This window comes from Ensifer sp. R1-3, assembly GCF_056739175.1.
In genome coordinates this window covers 2,714,628-2,735,000 of the sequence record NZ_CP096515.1, presented here as the reverse complement: position 1 = coordinate 2,735,000, position 20,373 = coordinate 2,714,628, and the positions used below count along the sequence as shown (strand labels likewise).

Below are 20,373 nucleotides of genomic sequence, written 5' to 3'. Positions count from 1 at the left end.
ACCGAGTGATCTAGCCATGAGCAGGTTGAAGGTTGGGTAACACCAACTGGAGGACCGAACCCGCATCTGTTGCAATAGATTGGGATGACTTGTGGCTAGGGGTGAAAGGCCAATCAAACTCGGAAATAGCTGGTTCTCCGCGAAAACTATTTAGGTAGTGCGTCGACCGAATACCCTCGGGGGTAGAGCACTGGATGGGCTATGGGGACTCACCGTCTTACTGATCCTAACCAAACTCCGAATACCGAGGAGTACTAGTCGGCAGACACACGGCGGGTGCTAACGTCCGTCGTGAAAAGGGCAACAACCCTGACCTCCAGCTAAGGTCCCCAAGTCATGGCTAAGTGGGAAAGGATGTGAGGATCCCAAAACAACCAGGATGTTGGCTTAGAAGCAGCCATCATTTAAAGAAAGCGTAACAGCTCACTGGTCTAAATAAGGGTCTTTGCGCCGAAAATGTAACGGGGCTGAAGCCATGCACCGAAGCTGAGGATGTGGTCGTAAGACCGCGTGGTAGCGGAGCGTTCCGTAAGCCAGTGAAGGGATACCCGTGAGGGGTCCTGGAGGTATCGGAAGTGCGAATGTTGACATGAGTAACGATAAAGAGGGTGAGAGACCCTCTCGCCGAAAGACCAAGGGTTCCTGCTTAAAGTTAATCTGAGCAGGGTTAGCCGGCCCCTAAGACGAGGCGGACACGCGTAGTCGATGGGAACCACGTTAATATTCGTGGGCCTGGTGGTAGTGACGGATTGCTCAACTTGTCCGGACTTATTGGATTGTCCGGGCGGGGACGCGGTTCCAGGAAATAGCTCCACCGTATAGACCGTACCCGAAACCGACACAGGTGGTCAGGTAGAGTATACCAAGGCGCTTGAGAGAACTATGTTGAAGGAACTCGGCAAATTGCACGCGTAACTTCGGAAGAAGCGTGACCCTTTTCTACGCAAGTAGGATGGGGTGGCACAGACCAGGGGGTAGCGACTGTTTATCAAAAACACAGGGCTCTGCGAAGTCGCAAGACGACGTATAGGGTCTGACGCCTGCCCGGTGCTGGAAGGTTAAGAGGAGGGGTGCAAGCTCTGAATCGAAGCCCCAGTAAACGGCGGCCGTAACTATAACGGTCCTAAGGTAGCGAAATTCCTTGTCGGGTAAGTTCCGACCTGCACGAATGGCGTAACGACTTCCCCGCTGTCTCCAACATAGACTCAGTGAAATTGAATTCCCCGTGAAGATGCGGGGTTCCTGCGGTCAGACGGAAAGACCCCGTGCACCTTTACTATAGCTTTACACTGGCATTCGTGTCGGCATGTGTAGGATAGGTGGTAGGCTTTGAAGCGGGGACGCCAGTTCTCGTGGAGCCATCCTTGAAATACCACCCTTATCGTCATGGATGTCTAACCGCGGTCCGTCATCCGGATCCGGGACAGTGTATGGTGGGTAGTTTGACTGGGGCGGTCGCCTCCGAAAGAGTAACGGAGGCGCGCGATGGTGGGCTCAGAGCGGTCGGAAATCGCTCGTCGAGTGCAATGGCATAAGCCCGCCTGACTGCGAGACTGACAAGTCGAGCAGAGACGAAAGTCGGTCATAGTGATCCGGTGGTCCCGCGTGGAAGGGCCATCGCTCAACGGATAAAAGGTACGCCGGGGATAACAGGCTGATGACCCCCAAGAGTCCATATCGACGGGGTTGTTTGGCACCTCGATGTCGGCTCATCGCATCCTGGGGCTGGAGCAGGTCCCAAGGGTTTGGCTGTTCGCCAATTAAAGCGGTACGTGAGCTGGGTTCAGAACGTCGTGAGACAGTTCGGTCCCTATCTGCCGTGGGTGTAGGAATATTGACAGGATCTGTCCCTAGTACGAGAGGACCGGGATGGACATATCTCTGGTGGACCTGTTGTCCTGCCAAGGGCATAGCAGGGTAGCTATATATGGAAGGGATAACCGCTGAAGGCATCTAAGCGGGAAACCCACCTGAAAACGAGTATTCCCTTGAGAACCGTGGAAGACGACCACGTTGATAGGCCGGGTGTGGAAGTGCGGCAACGCATGAAGCTTACCGGTACTAATCGTTCGATTGGCTTGATCGTTCTTGTTGCCTATGCTCATCGAAGATGAGCATCGCAACTTTCTTTGTCCTCACGCGCGTAGCGCTGCGGACGGCGCGCGCCACAAGGCGCGACGCGCTCTGCGCTTGCGGCCTCACGGCCGGGGCGACAGACAGAAGACGTGTTCAAAAGAAGTGAAAAACTTCACCAGCTTCTCAAAATCGGTTCGAGCCTGCACCGCAGGCTCAATCTTGCGCTTTGCCGACCTGGTGGTTCTGGCGGGGTGGCTGCACCCGTTCCCATTCCGAACACGGCCGTGAAACGCCCCAGCGCCGATGGTACTTCGTCTTAAGACGCGGGAGAGTAGGTCGCTGCCAGGTCTGCAAAACGCAGGATAAACAAAACCGAACATCTTCTCTCACAAGCCGGACCGGCCGATACAGACCGGCCGCCGAACAAGCGGCCTTTCGATCGCCAGACCGAACCAAAACATACGAGATTTGCTTCGCAAAACTCGGCGAGATTTTGGCTCGCAAAACTCAGACGAGATTTTGCTTCGCAAAACTCGGATAACGCGGGGTGGAGCAGCCCGGTAGCTCGTCAGGCTCATAACCTGAAGGCCGCAGGTTCAAATCCTGCCCCCGCAACCAAACACACACACATATACAGTATGCATCCGGTGAGGGCCACGCGTGCAACCGGCTTATTCGTCGCCAGCGAAAAAGTGTATTTCCATGAGCCGAGGCTCAAAATGTCCCTGAAAAAAGTATAATTCGGATTTCGTCTCGAGGACAATTTTGCTGGCTATCTCGCTGCCATCGTCTTGACTGAATTCCTCGTAGAAAACCCGCAACGAGTCTAACAGTGCTTTAGCAGATGATATCGAGATGCCCGGTTGGAAACCGCCGAGATCGACCTCAATCCCATCGACTAGACGTATAGGAGACCTTTTCGGTTGCGGCTCACCATGATGTACATTCCACAGTTCGAGCCACACCCTCTCAACTTCGACACAATTGCTACGTGTTCGCAAGGAAAACTCAAAGTCGGTATATCCCAATTGGCACGTGAATTCGTCTTCAATGCCGAAATCCCAGCGGTCTGGAACTCCTAAGAACTTTCCCAACGTTTCTAACTTGGTTCCAGGAACAAGAGGGTAATCGCTCGTTCCGACGAGCATGGAAGTGATTGCTATGATTCTCATTGCAGCCTTCTTCTTGAAAGTGCGGCGTTGGGGGAAATTCACGGATGAAATCAGTGAGCGCAGGTTTGGCAGCCTGATCTCTTAGGGACTTAATGGCTGCCAATTCCACGGGAGCAATTGCTCGAGCCTGGTGATCGGGGTGTCGGCGATACGAGCAAGAACGTCGGCGAGCCACGCTTGCGGATCGACGTCATTGAGCTTGGCACTCATGATCAGCGTCGCCATGAAAGCGGCGCGATCGGCACCACGATCGGAGCCGGCAAAGAGCCACGACTTCCTGCCGAGGGCAAAACCGCGCAGCGCGCGTTCGGCGGCGTTATTCGTCAGGCAGATCCGGCCGCCGCCGAGGAAGGACGTGAATCCATCCCAGCGCTTCAGCATGTAATCGATCGGCTCAGTGACCGGTGAACTGCGCGACAGCTTTGCTCGTTCAGATCGAAGCCAGGCCTGAAGCTCATCAACGAGCGGACGGCTGTCCTTCTGACGTCGTTGCAGGCGCTCGTTGGCGGCAAGCCCATTGATGTCACGTTCGATATCAAAGAGCGCGTCGATGCGCTTGACCGCCTCGAACGCGACCGGCGAGATCGCGGCAGCATTCTTGCCGCGTTTGGCGTTGCTGGCGATGTCGGCAAGCACGAAGAACTTGCGCCGAGAATGGGCCCAGCACAGCGCCTGCGTCAGCGGAACGGGATCGCGATCCACCTTGAACAGCGGATTGTAGCCGCCATAGGCGTCCGCCTGCAGGATGCCGGTGAAGCTCTTCAGATGACGCTCGGGATGCTCCTGCCGCCGATCGCGCGAGGCATAATAGAGCGCCGCCGGCGGCGATGTTCCGCCGAACGGCCGGTCATCCCTGACATAGGTCCAGATGCGACCCGTATCGGTCTTCCCTTTCGCCAGGATCGGCACGGTGGTGTCGTCACCATGCAGTCGCTCGGCGGCCAGCACATGCGCTTCGATCAGCGCATGCACCGGCTTCAGCGCCGCGGCGCAGGCCCCGACCTGATCGGCGAGCGTTGAGAGGCTGAGGTCGATGCCCTCGCGGGCATAGCGTTCGCTCTGGCGGTTCAGCGGCTGATGCTGACCGAACTTCTCGAACAGGATCATCGCCAAGAGGTTCGGCCCGGCAAAGCCGCGCGGCGTCACATGGAAGGGTGCTGGCGGCTGGGTGATCTTCTCGCATTCACGGCAGGTGAACTTCTCGCGCACGGTCTGGATCACCTTCCACTGGCGCGGAATCACCTCCAGGGTCTCGGTGACGTCTTCGCCCAGCTTCGCCAGTTTGGCCGATCCACAGCACGGGCAGTTGAATGGTGCGGCAATGACGACGCGCTCGCGCGGCAGATGCTCTGGGAAAGGCTTGCGCGATGGACGCTTGCGCTCGAACGCCCTGACCGTGGATGAGCGTGCCGTCATCTCCGCCGCCAGTTCGTCTTCGCTGGCGTCGGCCTCCAGTTCCTCGAGCTGCAATTCCATCTGTTCGAGAAGCCGGGCCTTGCGCTCCGAGCGACTGCCGTGGATGTCGCGCTTCAGCTTCTCGATCTCAAGCCTCAGTCGGGCAATCAGTGCATCCGAATGTGAGTTCACCGCCTGGGCGCGGGCGGCGAGCGCTTCCGCTTCACGGCGGGCTGCACGCTCCGCGAGGATCATCGCATGCGCGCTGGCAAGGTCGTCGGGAAGCTGATCGGCCGGATCGGTCATGGCGGGATGGAATCATATTCGCTCCTGCCCCGCCAGCGTTTTGCTCATCCCGCCGACGTCGGACGCCAGGTTTTTTGCGGCATTCGCCAGTCTATGCCTTCGAGCAGATAGCCGAGCTGCGCCGGCGTGATCACCACCGTGCCGTCGGCCGCCGATGGCCAGATGAACCGGCCGCGCTCGAGCTTCTTCGTGAACAGGCAGGCACCCTGGCCGTCGTGCCAGATCACCTTGATCAGTCCACCGCTCCGACCCCGGAAGACGAAGAGATGGCCGCTCATCGGGTCGCGCTTCAACGTCTCCTGCACCATCAGCGACAGGCCGGGAAAGCCTCTGCGCATGTCGGTATAGCCCGTCGCTAGCCACACCTTCACACTGTTCGGGACCGGGATCATCGCCGCTCCAGCACATCGAGAATCCGAGCCAAGGCTTCGGTGTCGACGTCACTCTCGACCCGGAGACGACGACCGCCGCCAAGCTCGATCATCACCAAGCTTGCTTTCTTGCGCGGCCGGGAGACCGCCGGCGGCTCGGCCCGGGCCGCTGGCGTTGGCAGCGCTTCAACGACCTCGACCGGAACGAGCTGCGGGACGGACGGCGTGGAGATTTGGCAGAGTTCCTTGCGCCAACGGAAAAGCTGGCTCACATGGATCCCCGCGGATCGCGCGATCTCCGAAACACGGGCCCCCGGCTCGAGCGTCGCCGCGACCAGCCGCTCCTTCTCCTCACGAGACCAGCGTCGACGACGCTCGACCGATGTGATCACTTCAACAAGCTGCTTTGTCATAGGACTATCCCTAGTGCTTGCACTAGGACTTGCAGCCTTCAGGCCATCTCAGCAAGGCGGCCGTCACCGTGGGGGTACCATATACACGCCAAAAGGCCCGCAGCAGCGGGCCTTTTGGCGTTTGAGGGCCTCCCAGCGCCAGAGCGGGTGGGCCACGAACAGTGCTGCCTGCAGCGGAATAATATGGCGCCGCTACTCAATGCGTCCGTACCGCAGCGCGCGCGGACTGCAATTTTCCATCTATTTGCCCGGTTGAGAGCCCGGAAGGTTATGGTTAGGTTCGGGGCATGGGGATGCTCAGGGACATCGGCGGACTGTCGGCATTGACAGCGCGCCTTCTTGCACGGTTCTGGCCGCAGCTTCTGCTCGCCGCAACGCTGGGATATATCGCGCGTGTCCTGCTCCTCGAGGCGGCGGTCGGGGTCGGCCTGAAAGTTCCCCTTGGCGGAATGGTAACGCTGTCGCTTGTAGTCCTCGTCAAGCTGCTGGTCGTTATTGCGATGTTCGCGATCCTGCGTCCGGGCCTGTCGGCCCTCGCGGCCTTACGCGGCGCGGCGCCAGGTACTGGCGTGACGAAGACGGAACGGCCGTCGAATCGCCTTCTGGTGATTACCTCCGCAGCCATCTTGCCGTTCTTCGCCTATTACGCCGCGTGGGGTTTCCTTGGCGACACGGTGCGCGAGTATTCGCGTCTCGCCCTGGATCGGGTGGCACTGGGAGAACGGTTACAGATTTTCGAGCTCCTGCGCTCGCGCAGCCTGGTCGCGGCGATCCTCGCCTGCTGGCTCGTGCGATGGCTTGCCAAGCGCGCCAACGGGCGCCTGCAGTCGCCGTGGCTGCGTTTCGTGATCGTGGCGGCGGACGCGAGCTGGATCTTCATCGGACTCTATGCGCTGGATAGATGGAAGGACGACTTCATAGGCTGGATCGGCGCGGGCGCGTTTCTCGATATGGTGAAAGCCGGCATCGTCGGATTTTCCATGGAAGCACACGCGGCAGCGGGCAGCACTGCGGTGGAGTTCCAGGAGCCTGGGCTCGCCGCGCAGGCGCAGGAGCTGTTCTTCTACGCCCTTCTGCCGCTCGTCTGGCTTGTCATGGCTGCCATCGTCTATGGTTACGACCTTTCGGCGAAACCCGTCGCCGCTCCCCCGCCGCCTGCTCGCGCCACCACGCTGCGTAAATGGCTGGCCGATTTCGCCGCCCACTTCCTCGGAGGCTACCGGACCCGCTACCGGCCGGTCTGGGCCTGCCTGCGCACGGTGCTCGGCGCCGGTCTCGGGACGTTGCTCGCCTTCGTCGTGCTTTACCGCGCCACCGGCTGGCTCCCCGCTTGGGCGTGGTACGGCGCAACCCGTCATCTCGGGCCGCACGATCTCGAAACCTGGCAGCGGATAGGCGACGTCCTGGCCGTTGTCGTCGGCAGTCCGACCGAACTCGACGGCGGAATCCTTTTCGCTCCGGTGCGGATCGCCCTGCTGGCCGCCATGCTGGAATACGCAGTGTCCCGATCCGGCGAACCCGGCGGCGCGCAGGCTTATGGTACCGCGCTATTTCAAGAGAATCGGCGGCGAGCCAGTCAGGGCAAGTGACAGGGTGAACCCGTCCGCCTGCCGCGGCACGAGAAAGAGTTCAACCACGCGAAGCGGCGCATCGCCGGCCTCGCCGATCGTCAGCGTCGTGCATTGCGGCCTGTCGGCTACCTCGGGATCGGCCTCGCGTAAAAGTCGGCCGGGCAGCGGCAGCGGGTCCCAGCGGCGGCCAGCGCCATCCGTCAGCGAGAGCGCGCAGGGCAAGGCCTGCTGCACGACATCCGCTGCCTGAACCGAGAGGTCGATTTCCGCCAGCATGAGGCTGGTATCCGGCAAGGTTCCCGGCAGGCGGCGCAGCGATATGAGCCGCCAGCTGCCGCCGGCGCCTTGCCCGCTTCCGTCGCGCTCGGCGGTCACGGGTGGTTCCATGCGCCGTTGCAGCCAGGCGGCGAATTCGCCGCGGGACCCGACGAGGACCGCGAGCGGCACGGCGGCGAGCAGCGATACGAGGCTGATCCAGTAGCTCTTTCTCTCCCGTGACGAAGCCGGTACGCTCATTGATGAAACTCCAGCGACCAGGGCATGATGCGGCCGCCGCGTGCAAGGGTGAGGGACTCGTACCTGTTTTCCGGCGGCACGCTGTCCATGGCTATCTCCACCTGCTCGGACAGGGGAGTTACCGCGGTCTCGGCGACCAGCAGTGTACCGCCCTCGATCTGGTCTTCGGGAAGCTCGAACACAAGCAGCACCGGGCGCGGAATGCCGGGCTCCAGGCGCTCGGAACCCAACAGGCCGAGCGTACTGCCGATGCGCGTGCTCATGGCGAAGCGCAGACCGGAAGGGCCGCGCCATGCAGCCGAGGTCAGCGACACCGATCGGTCCTGCGCCTTCGCCGCCGCTTCGACGACGAGCCATTTTCCGGAGGTGGTGTAGGTGCGCGGCTCGCCGAACTGCGGAGCCACCAGTTGGCCGGCGAGATGCACCTTGGCGACCCCGAAGACGAAGCGTTCTGTCTGCGCCGGCTTTCCCTGCGCGGCGGGCACCGCCACGGGCGACAGGATTTCGCTGTAGGATGGCGTCGAGTGCTGCATGCCGTAGAGCGCCGCCGCCGCCAGGAGCAGGGCGAGGATATTTGCGAAGGTCGTCATTGCCTTGCCCTCGCCGCTTCCTGCGTGACAGTCAGGGACACTATCGCCACGGGATCACGGTCGAACCAGTTTGAGGCGCCATAGAGATTGTCGCGTTTCTTGTAGACCTGGCTCCCGATCAGCAGTTTCAACTCACGCGGCGGCATCTCCCCCGCCGGCCATTCCCATACGGCAGTCAACCTCTCCGGCATGCCCGGGTGCAGGCTGGGGCCGAACGCCTTGTCCCGCGTCAGATAGAAGGTGGGGGAGGCAAGTTTCGCCTCCAGGCCGGCAAAGGTGAGCAGTTTCGCCGGCAGGTAGGCGGTCGACGCCGAGCGGTTGCCGGCCTCGAAATCGACAAGCAGGAAAGTTTGCGGCTCGGGCGGCCTCCTGCCGGAAGGTGGGGAATCGCTCACGCGGGCTCCGGCGATCGTCACATGCCATCGCCCGGTATCGACCGTTTCGCCCGGCACGGCGGCGCGCAGGGGTTCGGGATTGGCGGCGCGATAGATCGCCGCTCCGTAGGAGATCGCACTGGCCGCCAGACTGCCGATACTGGCGGCGGCCAGCGCAATGAGCCGCTGCCGGTAGCTCCGTCGTTGCTCGTCCATCGCGACACCCGATTCGCAGCCGTTCACAAATCGACCCAAGTCCGCGGAGAACCTAAAGCAATTTTCGTCAAGGCGCCACGTTCTCGCAATTCGATGGCCGCAGCGCCAATCGGAATTCAAGACGCGCTCAGCAACGATCGGTGGTCGACTCGGTCACCACGACATCCATCCGGATGTCATGCGCCTGAGGATAAATGGTCCTTATCCTCGACTGTGCGAAACCAACGCCCAGCACGCGGCGCGTCGCCGCCATTGTCGCCAGTGTCCGGTCGTAATAGCCCCCGCCATAACCGAGACGGTAGCACGACGGATCAAAACCCACCACCGGGGCGACGACTATATCGGGGGTGCATGAAACGAGCCTGGCCGGGACGGGTATGTTCCAGATCCCGCGGATGAGTTTGTCGCCCGGTCGCCAGATGCGAAACTCCAGAGGCCTCCCTTTTTCGACCACCACCGGAAGCGCACATTGGCCGCCGTCATCGGCTATTTGCCGCATCAGCGGTCTGAGATCGGGCTCACCGCGAAACGGCCAGTAGACGCTGACCACACGGCCGCGCACATGTCCGATTTCGGCAAGTAGGCGGCTGACGATCTCAGCTTCGCAAGCGGCCCGAAGGTCGGGAGATATGGCCAGGCGTTGGGCGATGAGGCGAGCACGTTCGCTTGTCCGCCACCGCCTGACATCGGCACAGATCGACCGGTCGGAAGACAGGCCCGCATAGGCCGGGTCGAGTTCGTGCATCAAGCAGGGTGGCGACGCAAAGGTCGGCGGAGTATCTTCGTCGATGTCCATTCCCGTTTACCTCCTCGATCGATCTTCGCTCAACAGGCGCCCAATCCAAGTTCAAGCCCCTCCATAAGATCGTCAATATGTTCGAGCCCGATCGAAAGTCTGAGCAGTTCGTCGCGAATACCCGCGCGCTCTCTGGCTTCAGGACCCATGTCGAGATGGGTCATGGTGGCCGGATGAGCCACGAGACTTTCGACCCCTCCGAGCGACTCGGCCAGCGTGAAGCAGCGAATATGTACCAGGAATGGCCGAACGGCTGGAACGCCCCCTTCGAGTTCGAAGCTCATCATGGCGCCGAAGCCGCGCTGCTGCCGTCTTGCGACTTCGTGGTCTGCGTGATCCGGAAGTCCCGCATAGTGGACGTGGCGGACCGCAGGGTGGGCGTCGAGATACTCTGCGATCGTCATGGCACTGCGTTCTTGGCTGGACATTCGCGCAAACAACGTTCTCAGCCCGCGCAAAGTCAACCAGGCATCGAAAGGTGCCGCGACTGCCCCGGTAACGTTTGCCCAGCGCTTGAGATCATGCGCCTCCTGCGGCTCGGCAGCGATCACCGCACCGGCGATGACGTCCGAATGTCCGTTCAGGAATTTGGTCGCCGAGTGAATGGCGTAATCGGCTCCGAGAGAAAGGGGTTTCTGGAGAGCGGGGGACAGAAACGTGTTGTCGACGGCTACGGCGGAGCCTGCCGCATTGGCGAGCCTGGACAGTCGGGCAATGTCGGTGACGCGCATCAGAGGATTGCTGGGGCTCTCGATGAGGACGAGGGCCGGAGCGTCCGACAATGCGGCCTCGAATCCGCCGAAATCCCTCTGGTCGGTAAGCCGGAATGTGAGGTGCCCCAGATCGGCACGCGCCTTCAGCAGTCGCAATGTGCCGCCATAGCAATCATGCGGTGCCAGCACGAGATCGTTTCGTCTCAAGCGCCCTAGCAGGAGGTCGAGCGCGGCCATGCCGCTCGGCGTGACAACCGCGTCGGCACCTCCCTCGAGCTTCGCAAGTGCTTGCGCCAGCAAGTCACGGGTCGGATTTCCAGAGCGGCCGTAGTCGTAGGCGCGCGGCGTGTCGAAACCGGCGAACTCGTAGGTGCTTGACAAGTATAGCGGCGGCACCACGGAGCCGAATGCCGGGTCGGTCGCGACCCCGTGGGCTGCGGCCGTCGTTTCGGCTCTGTCAGATCTGGATTTTCGCTCGAGCATCGGCAGTAGGTCCCTTGATGGCATCAAAATCAGCGTGGCTGGTCGGGATCAGCCGAGGCATGCGGACCAGGATGGCAAGCGTGAAATCTGCTGACAAACGAATTGAATTGCTGGTTAACCGCAAATATTCTGCACTTATTTTATGAGGCGTGCCGCCGGCAGGCGGGGCCGACGCGGCGACGCCATTTGCGCGGGGCGAAGATGGACATCAGCATTGCGCGTACGTTCCTCGAGGTGGTCAAGACGGGAAGCTTCGTGAATGCCGCTGCCAATCTGAACATCTCCCAGACGGCAGTGAGTGCGCGAATTCGCGTACTCGAGGAACAACTCGATCGGCCGATGTTCGTTCGGAACAAGGCCGGTGCCAGGCTGACCCCCGCCGGAGAGCAGTTTTTCCGTTTTGCAACGAGCCTCGTGCAAGTATGGGAGGCGGCGCGAACCACGGTCGCTTTGCCCCCGGGGCGCGAGGCGATGGTGACGATCGGTGCTGAGCTCAGCCTGTGGAATCCGCTGTTGAAGCATTGGCTTTTGTGGATGCGCCGCGAATGCGCCAGCGTGGCTATTCGAACGACGATAGACAGATCGGAGCGGCTGATGGAACTCGTGCAGGACGGTTCACTTGACGCGGCGGTCCTTTATGGAGCGCCAAATCGTCCAGGCACGCTTACGGAGCTGCTTTTCGAAGAAAAGCTCGTTCTCGTTCGCACGACGGCTTTGTCGCAGCCGCCCGGACCGGAAGACCTCGTTGGCATCGATTGGGGAGAGGATTTTGCCGGCAGCTATAGGGCGGCCTTTCCGGGCGGCCGGAATCCGGTGGTAGCGATCAGTTATGGGCCGCTTGCTCTCGACTACATTCTGGAAGTCGGCGGATCCGGATATTTTCGGCAGGGCTTCGTTCGGCCCTATCTTGTGGACGGCCGCCTCGAGCTCGTTCCCAACAGTCCGGAATTTGCCTACCCCGCTTATCTCGTTTCTTCCGCAAAGGCGGATCGGTCTATGCTGGATCGCATTCGGGCAGGATTGAGGGCCGCCGCATCCAGTGCCGGCGTCTGAAGGGGGCGGAGAACTCGCGTTGCATCAAGTCACCTTCACCGATAGTTGCGGGCGAACAGCCGAAAGGATATCGCGATGAGATCAATCAATATTTCCGAGAAGCTGGCTCTGTTTTCGAGCCATTGGGACCCGCACGTCGTGTCCGATTACAACGACAACGATGTCATGGTCGTCAAATTTAAGGGGGAATACCCATTTCACAAGCATGAGACCACGGACGATTTCTTCTACGTCCTCGAGGGCGAAATGATCATGGATATCGAAGGAAAACCCTCTCAGGTGGTCAAAGCTGGCGAGCTGTTTGTGGTTCCGAAAGGCGTTGTACACCGTCCCCGAGCAGAGACAGAGGTCAAGGTTCTTCTCATAGAGCCAAAGGGGGAACCAATTCGGGTGACTCGGACCGGGAACCCGCGCCGAAACCACGCATCTAACGCGCCCGGATGACCTGGTCTGCATATAATATTCTTTGGCCGGGGCTTCAGATGCCCTGCCCGTTGCCCTGCATTATTTCGGACAGACCATTATGCGAGAGACTTTTGGCCAAAGTCGCGAGCAGGTCGGTCTGGGATATGATGCCCACGACCTTGCCGTCGTCGTCAAGAATGACGACGGCGTGTGTCGCCCCGTCCGTGAGGCGGGGAAGCAGGCCGATCGCCGGGTCGGATGGCCTGGCGGTAGCCGCCGCGCTTATCGGCAATTTGCTGCCGGGCTCTTTGCCGGCGAGCTCCCGCAGGCCCACCGTACCCTGAAGCTTCTCGTTTTCGTCAAGCACGGGAAGTGTACGAATGTCGTGCTTCAACAACAGGTATCGAGCATGGTCAGGGGTCGTGTCGCCGGGCACGGTTACGACGTCGCGGGACATGATGTCGGCACAGGTCAACTCTCCCCTCTGCCGGATGAGGGCCTGCAGTTCGACTTCCCTCAAGAGGGCATCGATGTCTTCGCGGCTGACATCGAGTGTTTCATTCAACCGCGCTATTGCCGAGTCTATGTCCTCGGAATTGAAGCCGACACGAAGCGCAGGTGGAGGATCCGCCGTCGCATGTGTATTCACCGGCGCAATTCCGGGTCGATGAGGATATTGGCGGCGGGCCAGCCGATGAAACACCATGCCCAATCCGACGAGGATCAAGGAGTTGATCGCAACGGGTATGAACGGGAACCAGAAACCCGAGCGTGCGACCGCGGCTCCACCGATTACGGCGGTCAGCGCGGCGGCGCCTCCTGGCGGGTGAAGCGATCGCGTCAGCGACATCGCAAGAATCGCCAGAGCGACTGCGAGGCCGATGGCAAGCATCTGGTCCGCCACGATATAGGTCACGGAGACGCCGATCAGGGCGGAAATCGTGTTCCCGCCGATGATCGACCAAGGCTGCGCAAGCGGACTGGCCGGCACGGCGAAGAGCAAAACCGCGGAGGCACCGATGGGCGCGACGATCAGCGGCAGCTGGGGGTCGTCCCCGAAAACGAACCCGCAGACCAGGCCGGTGACACAAATCCCGATCAACGCCCCGATACAGCCGATCAAGCGCTCTTTGAGCGTTGCACCCGCCAGAACTGGCGAGAACAGCTTGAATCTCGGCAAACGGCCGGACTTTCGATCGTGTGGCGGAGGGGGGACAATCATTTGCGGGCGTCGGATGCAGTTGCTTATTTTTCGAAGCTTATGTGCCTATAAAAAGGGCGAGGCAATAGCACGGACGGATTTCTGTGTGGTTCCCGCGACATTTCGGAAATCGGCCGGTGTGAGCGGGCGCGATGACGCGGATCGAGGAGAAGTGCCTCGGCGTAGCGATCGCCGTGGCATCGCGTGCTAATCGTTCGTTGCTGTAGTCCATTCCTGCCGGGGCTGGAAGTTGGCACGAAAACTGCTTCCGTAACACGACCGCAGTCGGGTACGGGTGCAACTTGGATTTCTTCGGCTTCTCCTCCTCCGTGCTGATTTGGCTCGCTTTAGGCTTGAGCGGTCCCGCGTTTCTCGCGGCTTTTCGCGCTGACCCCTATAACTGGCAATCCGCCGCCGAGACGACTGTCGGAGCCGCGGTTTTCGTCGGAGCGTTGGGTCTGTACCTCTCTGCCGGAAGCGTTCTTGCTGCAGCGGTCGCCTCTCTCGCGGCCCTTGCAATCGCCCCTCTGTTTCGCGTGAAGAGGCAGCGGTTGCCGATGCTGGCCGTTTCGATTCTCTGCCTGGGCATCTATCTGTAGAGCTTTCCGTCCCAAGGTCGTTGCGACGTTTAGCGATGATCGGAAGTCGTATTTGGAAAATTGCGACGACGCCTGCAGCGACCCCACGGCTGTCAGCCGGATATCAGCTTCGAGAGCCGTTCGGACACCTTCAGGCCGGATGCTCTGTGAGCTGCAATCACACTGTTGGCCATCAACATGGCGATGGTCATCGGTCCGACGCCGCCCGGAACCGGCGTAATAGCGGATGCGAATGGTGCGCACTCCGCGAAAGCGACGTCGCCGACCAGCCTCGTCCTGTTCTCCCCCTTCTCAGGTGCAGGAACACGGTTGATCCCGACATCGATGACGGTGGCGCCCGTCTTCAACCAGCTCGCCTTGACCATTTCGGGCCGGCCGACCGCGGCGATCACGATATCGGCGTTGCGGCAGATCGAGGCCAGATCGCTGGTGCGGGAATGGGCGATCGTCACCGTCGCATTGGCATTCAGCAGCAGCTGTGCCATCGGTTTGCCGAACAGATTGGAACGACCGATGACCAGCGCATTCAGGCCGGAAAGGTCGCGGCCGTGCACGCGGCGCACAAAGACCATCGCGCCTGCCGGGGTGCAGGAGATCAGGCCGCTCTCCAGGTCGCCGGTTGCGAGCTTTCCGGCATTGGCAACATGCAGGCCGTCGACGTCCTTTTCGGGCCGGATCGACTGAATGATGGCATCTGCGTCCAGGTGCTCCGGCAAAGGCAGCTGCACGAGAATTCCATGGATGCCGTCATCAGCGTTCAGTTGATGCACCAGGCCCGCAAGCTCCTGCTGTGTCGTTTCCTTCGGCAGCGTGTGCTGGACCGAAAAGAAGCCGCACTCCTTGGCCATGCGGCTTTTTGCGCCGACATAGGCATGACTTGCGGGATCGTCGCCGACGATAATGACGGCAAGTCCGGTTTTCCTGCCTGTCTGCTCCTGCAGCTCGGCATTTGCGTCTTTTATCGCGCCGTTGATGGAAGCCGCCACGGCCTTGCCGTCGATGATCGTCGTCATGTTCGCTCTCCGACAGTGGGGTTCAGCCGAATTCCAGGCCCATTCGGGCAAGATCGTCCCAGAGACTTTCGGCAAAGCCGCGCAGCACGATGATCTCGAAGGTTTCCGCTCCGACGCGGGTGACATGGGCTGCGATATGGCCGACCAGTGTCACCGCGGATTGACCGATCGGGAATGCGGACGGGTCAAGGTCGAGCGCTGTGCCTTTCGAAAGCGCGCGATGCGCCATCTTTCCCTCGATCCGGATGCGCACGCGGCCGTGGCTCTGATCGACACCGGTGGCGCGCGGTTCGAGGGCGGCAAAGAGGCCCTTCATTTCCTGATGCGGGATAGGTGCGTCGCTGATGATGAACCACTGGTCGGGCGAAACCGGGCGCAAAGCGTGCGGAGCCGCATCGGTGAACCTGCCGAGAAAGGGCACGATGTCCTCCTGACCCGGCCGGGCGAGAACATGGATGATCGTGCCTTCCGGCAGTGGCGAGAGCCTGAAATCGGCGGAAGCGACCGCCTGCCGGCTGCCGAGCGCCGGGCGAAGGGTTGGACGGAATTCAGACATGGAGCCTCTCGTTCTGAGGGTCGAAGAAAACCGGATTGCAGAGACGCGCAGGCGTGGATTCTCCGTGAAGGCCACTCCAGACCAGCACCTCTTCGCCGTGACGGTTGCGGCCGTTCCTGACCAGTGCCAGCGCGATGGTGGATCCGACATGCGGCGAATAGGCGCTCGAGGTGACATAGCCCTCGTCGTTTTCGAGCGTGGCTGCCGCCCCCTTGGCGAGAATGTGCGAGCCGCTGCGGAACGACTGTTGCGGATCGAGCGGCACGACGCCCACCAGCTGCGGCCGGTCGGGCGCGGTCAGCCCCTCCCGCTGAAGCATCGCCTTGCCGACGAAATCCGGTTTGCCGGCCGAAACCATTTTCCCGAAGCCCAGATCGGCCGGCACGACGGTGCCGTTGATCTCGTTGTGCGTCACATGGCCCTTCTCGATGCGCAGAACGCTGAGCGTCTCGACGCCGTAAGGCATGATGCCGTGATCCTTCCCCGCCTCCAGGAGGGCATCGGCGATGCTCTCGCCATAGCCGGCCGGAACCGCAAGTTCGTAGGCGAGTTCGCCGGAGAAGGAAATCCGAAAGAGGCAGCCGTGAAGGGCGCCGCCGAACAGCGAAACCTCCTTCGCTGCAAGAAACGGGAACGCCGCGTCGGATATATCCTCATCGACGATCTTCTGCAGGATCATGCGTGCCTTCGGACCGGCAATCGCCATTTGCGCCCACTGGTCGGTGATGGAGGCGAGACGCACGTCCAGTTGCGGCCAGAGCACCTGCGCACAGAATTCGAGGTGGTTCATGACGCCGGCCGCATAGGCGGTGGTCGTCGTCATGAAAAAGCGGTTCTCCTCGAGGCGGCTCGTCGTGCCGTCGTCGTAGATGAAGCCGTCCTCGCGCAGCATAAGCCCGTAACGCGCCTTTCCGACGGGCAGTTTGAGGAAGGCGTTGCAGTATACGCGATTGAGAAATTCGGCGGCGTCGCTTCCTGTTATCTCGATCTTGCCGAGCATCGAGACGTCGCAGAGTCCGGCATTCTTCCGTACGTTCAGCACCTCTCGCTCGACGCTCTCCCGCCACGTCCGTTCACCGCTCAGCGGAAACCAGGAGGATCGATACCAGAGACCCGTCTCAACGAAGACGGCACCGTGTTTCTTTGCCCAATCATGGAGCGGCGACTTGCGGACCGGCTGGAAATGATGGCCCGTATGCGCGCCGGTCAGCGCACCGAAGGATACCGGCGTGTAGAAAGGGCGGAAGGTCGTCGTCCCGACCTCGGCGGGCGAGACGCCGCGTGCCTTGGCGATCAACCCGATCGCGTTGACGTTCGAAAGTTTGCCCTGGTCCGTGGCCATGCCGCTGGTGGTGTAGCGCTTGGCAAGCTCGACATGGCTGTAGCCTTCGCGGACGGCCAGGCCGATATCCTTGAGATGCACGTCGTTCTGGAAATCGACGAAGGCTTTGTCCTTGATACCGGGGATCGACCAGAGCGGGGCAGGGGAACGTATCCCTTCCTCGCTCTCGACCTTCACAACGGCGACCGGGGGGCAGGGCAGACCGAGCTCCCTGACGATGGCTTCAGCGCGGGCGGCGCCTTCGCCGAGGCAGGCAGCGAGGCCCGTCGTCGCTGCTGCACCGCCGGCAACCTCGAGCCCCTTCAAGCTCCCGGGCGCGAGAAATGCCGCCTTTTCCGCAGACCAGACGGGCTTGCCGCCCCGGTGGCAGGCAAGATGGATGATCGGGTCGAAGCCGCCCGCCATGGCGAGCGCATCGACCGCGATCGTTTCGGTCCGACCGCCGTGATGGACTTCGATCGCCGAGATCGCCTTGCCGCCCTTGGTGCCGCAAACCACCGCTTCCCGGACAAGGCGTGCTTTGCCGCGATAGTCGACGCCGGCCGCCGGGCGGCTGTCGACGATGGCGACGACGTCGACGCCCGCGGCCTCGAGCTCCTGCGCGAGCGTATAGCCGGTGTCATTGGTGGTGAAGATGGCGGGCGTCCGGCCCGGGGCGACGCCGTAGCGGTTGAGATAGGCGCGCATCGCGCCTGCCATCATCACGCCCGGACGATCGTTGCCGCCGAAGACGAGCGGGCGCTCTTCGGCGCCTGTCGCAAGCAGGGCCTTTCCGGCAACGATCCGCCACAGCCTCTCGACAGGCAGATGGCTGGCGGGCTCGCGCACATGCTTCTGCACGCGCTCGACCGCGCCGAAGACGTTGCCGTCATACCAGCCGAAGGCGGTCGTCCGTACCAGGACTTGGACATTCGGCATCGACCGCAGTTCGTCGCTCGTGTCGCGGGCGAAATCAGCCGCCGCCTTGCCGTCGATCGTCGCCGTATCGGACAGGAGCGAGCCGCCAGGCAGCGAGCCCTCGTCGACGAGAATGACCCGTGCGCCGGCGCGGCCGGCGGTGAGTGCCGCGGCAAGTCCCGTCGGACCGGCGCCGATGACCAGCAGGTCGCAATGCGCCCAGCTCTTCTCATAGGCGTCGGGATCCGCTTCGTAGCTTGCCTTGCCGAGTCCGGCGGCCCTGCGGATGACCGGTTCGTAGAGCTTCTCCCAGAGCGGCGCCGGCCACATGAACGTCTTGTAGTAGAAACCGGCGCCGAGGAAGGGTGACAGCAGACCGTTCAGCGCACCGATATCGAAGTCGAGCGAGGGCCAGCGGTTCTGGCTCTGCGCCTCGAGACCCTCGTAGAGCTCCTGCATGGTGGCGCGCGTATTCGGCTCGGCGCGGCCGCCGCGACCCACGGTGACCAGCGCGTTCGGTTCGGCGGCGCCCGCCGTCAGGATCCCGCGGGGCCGGTGATATTTGAAGCTGCGGCCGACGAGCATCCGACCGTTCGCAAGCAGTGCCGAGGCGAGCGTGTCGCCTTCCAGGCCCTGCATGGGGCGGCCGTCGAAGGTAAAGGAGAGCGGGACGTTGCGGTCGACAAGACCGCGTTTCGACAGACGGTAGGAGCTCATTTGCGCGCCTCCGATCGAGCGCGGCCGGCCGCATCGCAGCACGCTGCAATCTCATGCGTCACGGTGTCCCGGGCAACGACGAGCCAGCGGCGGCACCCGGACGTGTGGTGCCAGTATTCCTCGTAGGCGCCGCGCGGGTTGTCGCGCAGGTAGACGTAGTCGAACCAATCGGTCGAATCCGCGTCGGCCTCCGGTCGCGACAGGGCCGCGCCCTTGATCGTGAATTCTTCCTTGGGTCTTCGCCCGCAATTCGGGCAGGGCACGAGGCTTGCCATTTGGGATGTTCCTTGGTCCGCGAAATCAGTGAAGGTTGGGCTGAGCGCCCTGTCCCTTTTCGTCGATGAGGAAGCCGCGCTCGAAACGGTCGAGGCGAAAAGCTGCGGCGGTCTTCTGCGGCGCGCCCCGGGCGAGAAGATGGGCGAAGCAGAATCCTGAGGCGGGGGTGGCCTTGAACCCTCCATAGCACCAGCCGGCATTCAGATAGAGATTGTCTATCGGCGTGCGGTCGATGATCGGCGAGCCGTCCATGCTCATGTCCATGATACCGCCCCAGGAACGCAGCACGCGCACCCGCGACAATGCCGGGATCATCGCCTTGCCGGCTTCCGCCACGTGTTCCACGGTCGCGAGGTTGCCGCGCTGGGCGTAGGAGTTGTAGCCGTCGATATCGCCACCGAAGACCAGGCCGCCCTTGTCCGATTGCGAAACGTAGAAGTGCCCGGCTCCGAACGTGACCACGCCGTCGATGAACGGCTTCAGGCCCTCCGACACGAAGGCCTGGAGCACGTGGCTCTCGATCGGCAGGCGCAATCCGGCCATTTCGGCCACTTGCGAGGAATTGCCGGCCGCCGCCAGCGCCAGCTTTGCACAGCCGATGAAGCCGCGGCTGGTCTCGACGCCGATGACGCGCCCGTTTTCCCGCCTGATCCCGGTCACTTCGCAATTCTGGATGATGTCGACCCCGCGGCTGTCTGCGCCGCGTGCATAGCCCCAGGCGACGGCATCGTGCCGCACGGTGCCGCCGCGGCGCTGCAAGAGCCCGCCCTGAACGGGGAAGCGGGCATTGTCGAAATCGAGGAAGGGCAGCATCTTGCGCACGGCCGCCCGATCGAGGAGTTCCGCGTCCACCCCGTGCAGCCGCATCGCATTGCCGCGCCGCGTATAGGCGTCGCGCTGAGCGTCGGAATGGAAGAGGTTGAGAACGCCGCGCTGCGAGACCATGGCGTTGAAGTTGAAATCCTGCTCCAGCCCCTCCCAGAGCTTCATGGAGAGCTCGTAGAACGGGTTGTTGCCGGGGAGCAGGTAGTTCGAGCGGATAATCGTCGTGTTGCGGCCGACATTGCCCGAGCCGATATAGTTCTTTTCCAGCACCGCGACATTGGTGATGCCGAATTCCTTTGCGAGATAGTATGCCGTCGCCAGGCCATGGCCACCGCCGCCGACGATGATCACGTCGTAATGGGGCTTCGGATCGGGCTGGCGCCATGCCGGCGCCCAGTTCCGGTTGCCGCGCAGGCCGTTCAGGAGGATGGAAAGTGCAGAGTAGCGCATGGATGCCGCCCCATAAGTGATCCGAGGGGGCAAGTTAGCATCCGAAA

General features: G+C 61.8%; 17 protein-coding genes, 1 tRNA gene, 2 rRNA genes and 2 pseudogenes (1 of these 22 cut by a window edge). 7 read left to right on the top strand and 15 right to left on the bottom strand.

Going from position 1 to position 20,373, the window contains the following annotated elements:
- The 3 genes from M1D43_RS13175 to M1D43_RS13165 all read left to right on the top strand — a co-directional run.
- A 23S ribosomal RNA gene (locus tag M1D43_RS13175) occupies nt 1–2,086 on the top strand (it extends 775 nt beyond the left edge of the window).
- A 223-nt stretch (nt 2,087–2,309) separates the two neighbouring features.
- Nucleotides 2,310–2,424: ribosomal RNA gene (gene rrf / locus M1D43_RS13170) — 5S ribosomal RNA — on the top strand.
- A gap of 193 nt (nt 2,425–2,617) precedes the next feature.
- Nucleotides 2,618–2,694: transfer RNA gene (locus M1D43_RS13165), tRNA-Met, on the top strand.
- 53 nt (nt 2,695–2,747) lie between these two features.
- Here the strand turns inward: M1D43_RS13165 and M1D43_RS13160 are convergent.
- From M1D43_RS13160 to tnpA, 4 genes are all read right to left on the bottom strand, one after another.
- Nucleotides 2,748–3,248, bottom strand: a complete 501-nt coding sequence (locus M1D43_RS13160; protein WP_153313333.1) for a hypothetical protein — start codon at nt 3,246–3,248, stop codon at nt 2,748–2,750.
- An 81-nt stretch (nt 3,249–3,329) separates the two neighbouring features.
- On the bottom strand, nt 3,330–4,949 hold the full coding sequence (tnpC, locus tag M1D43_RS13155) for an IS66 family transposase (protein ID WP_153313334.1): 1,620 nt from the start codon (nt 4,947–4,949) through the stop codon (nt 3,330–3,332).
- A gap of 44 nt (nt 4,950–4,993) precedes the next feature.
- A complete protein-coding gene (gene tnpB / locus M1D43_RS13150; RefSeq protein WP_153313335.1) occupies nt 4,994–5,341 on the bottom strand; it encodes an IS66 family insertion sequence element accessory protein TnpB in 348 nt (115 codons plus the stop codon).
- Nucleotides 5,338–5,733: an IS66-like element accessory protein TnpA gene (tnpA, locus tag M1D43_RS13145; protein WP_153313336.1), complete on the bottom strand. Its 396-nt coding sequence runs from the start codon at nt 5,731–5,733 to the stop codon at nt 5,338–5,340. The genes tnpB and tnpA overlap by 4 nt, the downstream gene beginning before the upstream one ends.
- Nucleotides 5,734–6,020: 287 nt before the next feature.
- On the opposite strand from tnpA, the pseudogene M1D43_RS13140 reads away from it, so the two are divergent.
- Nucleotides 6,021–7,330 (top strand): annotated as a pseudogene (locus M1D43_RS13140) (hypothetical protein).
- Here the strand turns inward: M1D43_RS13140 and M1D43_RS13135 are convergent.
- From M1D43_RS13135 to metB, 5 genes are all read right to left on the bottom strand, one after another.
- The gene (locus M1D43_RS13135; RefSeq protein WP_153313510.1) at nt 7,281–7,820 is read right to left on the bottom strand and encodes a hypothetical protein; all 540 of its coding nucleotides are present in this window, start codon (nt 7,818–7,820) and stop codon (nt 7,281–7,283) included. The pseudogene M1D43_RS13140 and the gene M1D43_RS13135 overlap by 50 nt on opposite strands.
- Nucleotides 7,817–8,410: a hypothetical protein gene (locus M1D43_RS13130; RefSeq protein WP_010968335.1), complete on the bottom strand. Its 594-nt coding sequence runs from the start codon at nt 8,408–8,410 to the stop codon at nt 7,817–7,819. Before M1D43_RS13130 ends, M1D43_RS13135 begins: the two co-directional genes overlap by 4 nt.
- Nucleotides 8,407–9,039, bottom strand: coding sequence for a hypothetical protein (locus M1D43_RS13125; RefSeq protein WP_127517033.1), 633 nt, complete (start codon nt 9,037–9,039; stop codon nt 8,407–8,409). The genes M1D43_RS13130 and M1D43_RS13125 overlap by 4 nt, the downstream gene beginning before the upstream one ends.
- Before the next feature lie 88 nt (nt 9,040–9,127).
- Entirely contained in the window at nt 9,128–9,796 is a 669-nt protein-coding gene (locus tag M1D43_RS13120) for a 5-formyltetrahydrofolate cyclo-ligase (RefSeq protein ID WP_003536308.1), read from the bottom strand.
- Between the two features lie 29 nt (nt 9,797–9,825).
- Nucleotides 9,826–10,992 (bottom strand): cystathionine gamma-synthase, encoded by a 1,167-nt coding sequence (metB, locus tag M1D43_RS13115; protein ID WP_192923417.1) that lies wholly within the window; start codon nt 10,990–10,992, stop codon nt 9,826–9,828.
- A gap of 201 nt (nt 10,993–11,193) precedes the next feature.
- On the opposite strand from metB, the gene M1D43_RS13110 reads away from it, so the two are divergent.
- Entirely contained in the window at nt 11,194–12,045 is an 852-nt protein-coding gene (locus M1D43_RS13110; RefSeq protein ID WP_010968338.1) for a LysR family transcriptional regulator, read from the top strand.
- A gap of 75 nt (nt 12,046–12,120) precedes the next feature.
- A pseudogene (locus M1D43_RS13105) lies at nt 12,121–12,476 on the top strand (cupin domain-containing protein).
- Between the two features lie 47 nt (nt 12,477–12,523).
- Here the strand turns inward: M1D43_RS13105 and M1D43_RS13100 are convergent.
- Nucleotides 12,524–13,672 carry a CBS domain-containing protein gene (locus M1D43_RS13100; RefSeq protein ID WP_153313508.1) on the bottom strand — a complete coding sequence of 383 codons (1,149 nt, stop codon included), beginning with the start codon at nt 13,670–13,672 and terminating at the stop codon, nt 12,524–12,526.
- A 281-nt stretch (nt 13,673–13,953) separates the two neighbouring features.
- On the opposite strand from M1D43_RS13100, the gene M1D43_RS13095 reads away from it, so the two are divergent.
- Nucleotides 13,954–14,250, top strand: coding sequence for a hypothetical protein (locus tag M1D43_RS13095; protein ID WP_013844966.1), 297 nt, complete (start codon nt 13,954–13,956; stop codon nt 14,248–14,250).
- Nucleotides 14,251–14,342: 92 nt separating this feature from the next.
- On the opposite strand, the gene folD is transcribed toward M1D43_RS13095, so the two are convergent.
- The 5 genes from folD to M1D43_RS13070 are packed head-to-tail and all read right to left on the bottom strand — an operon-like array spanning nt 14,343 to nt 20,326.
- Nucleotides 14,343–15,263, bottom strand: coding sequence for a bifunctional methylenetetrahydrofolate dehydrogenase/methenyltetrahydrofolate cyclohydrolase FolD (gene folD / locus M1D43_RS13090; RefSeq protein ID WP_153313507.1), 921 nt, complete (start codon nt 15,261–15,263; stop codon nt 14,343–14,345).
- Between the two features lie 22 nt (nt 15,264–15,285).
- Nucleotides 15,286–15,819 carry a sarcosine oxidase subunit gamma family protein gene (locus tag M1D43_RS13085; RefSeq protein WP_153313506.1) on the bottom strand — a complete coding sequence of 178 codons (534 nt, stop codon included), beginning with the start codon at nt 15,817–15,819 and terminating at the stop codon, nt 15,286–15,288.
- Complete coding sequence (locus M1D43_RS13080) at nt 15,812–18,775, bottom strand: sarcosine oxidase subunit alpha (RefSeq protein ID WP_153313505.1); 2,964 nt, start codon at nt 18,773–18,775, stop codon at nt 15,812–15,814. The genes M1D43_RS13085 and M1D43_RS13080 overlap by 8 nt, the downstream gene beginning before the upstream one ends.
- On the bottom strand, nt 18,772–19,050 hold the full coding sequence (locus tag M1D43_RS13075; RefSeq protein ID WP_027991013.1) for a sarcosine oxidase subunit delta: 279 nt from the start codon (nt 19,048–19,050) through the stop codon (nt 18,772–18,774). The genes M1D43_RS13080 and M1D43_RS13075 overlap by 4 nt, the downstream gene beginning before the upstream one ends.
- Before the next feature lie 25 nt (nt 19,051–19,075).
- On the bottom strand, nt 19,076–20,326 hold the full coding sequence (locus M1D43_RS13070) for a sarcosine oxidase subunit beta (RefSeq protein WP_027993995.1): 1,251 nt from the start codon (nt 20,324–20,326) through the stop codon (nt 19,076–19,078).
- Between the last annotated feature and the right edge of the window lie 47 nt (nt 20,327–20,373).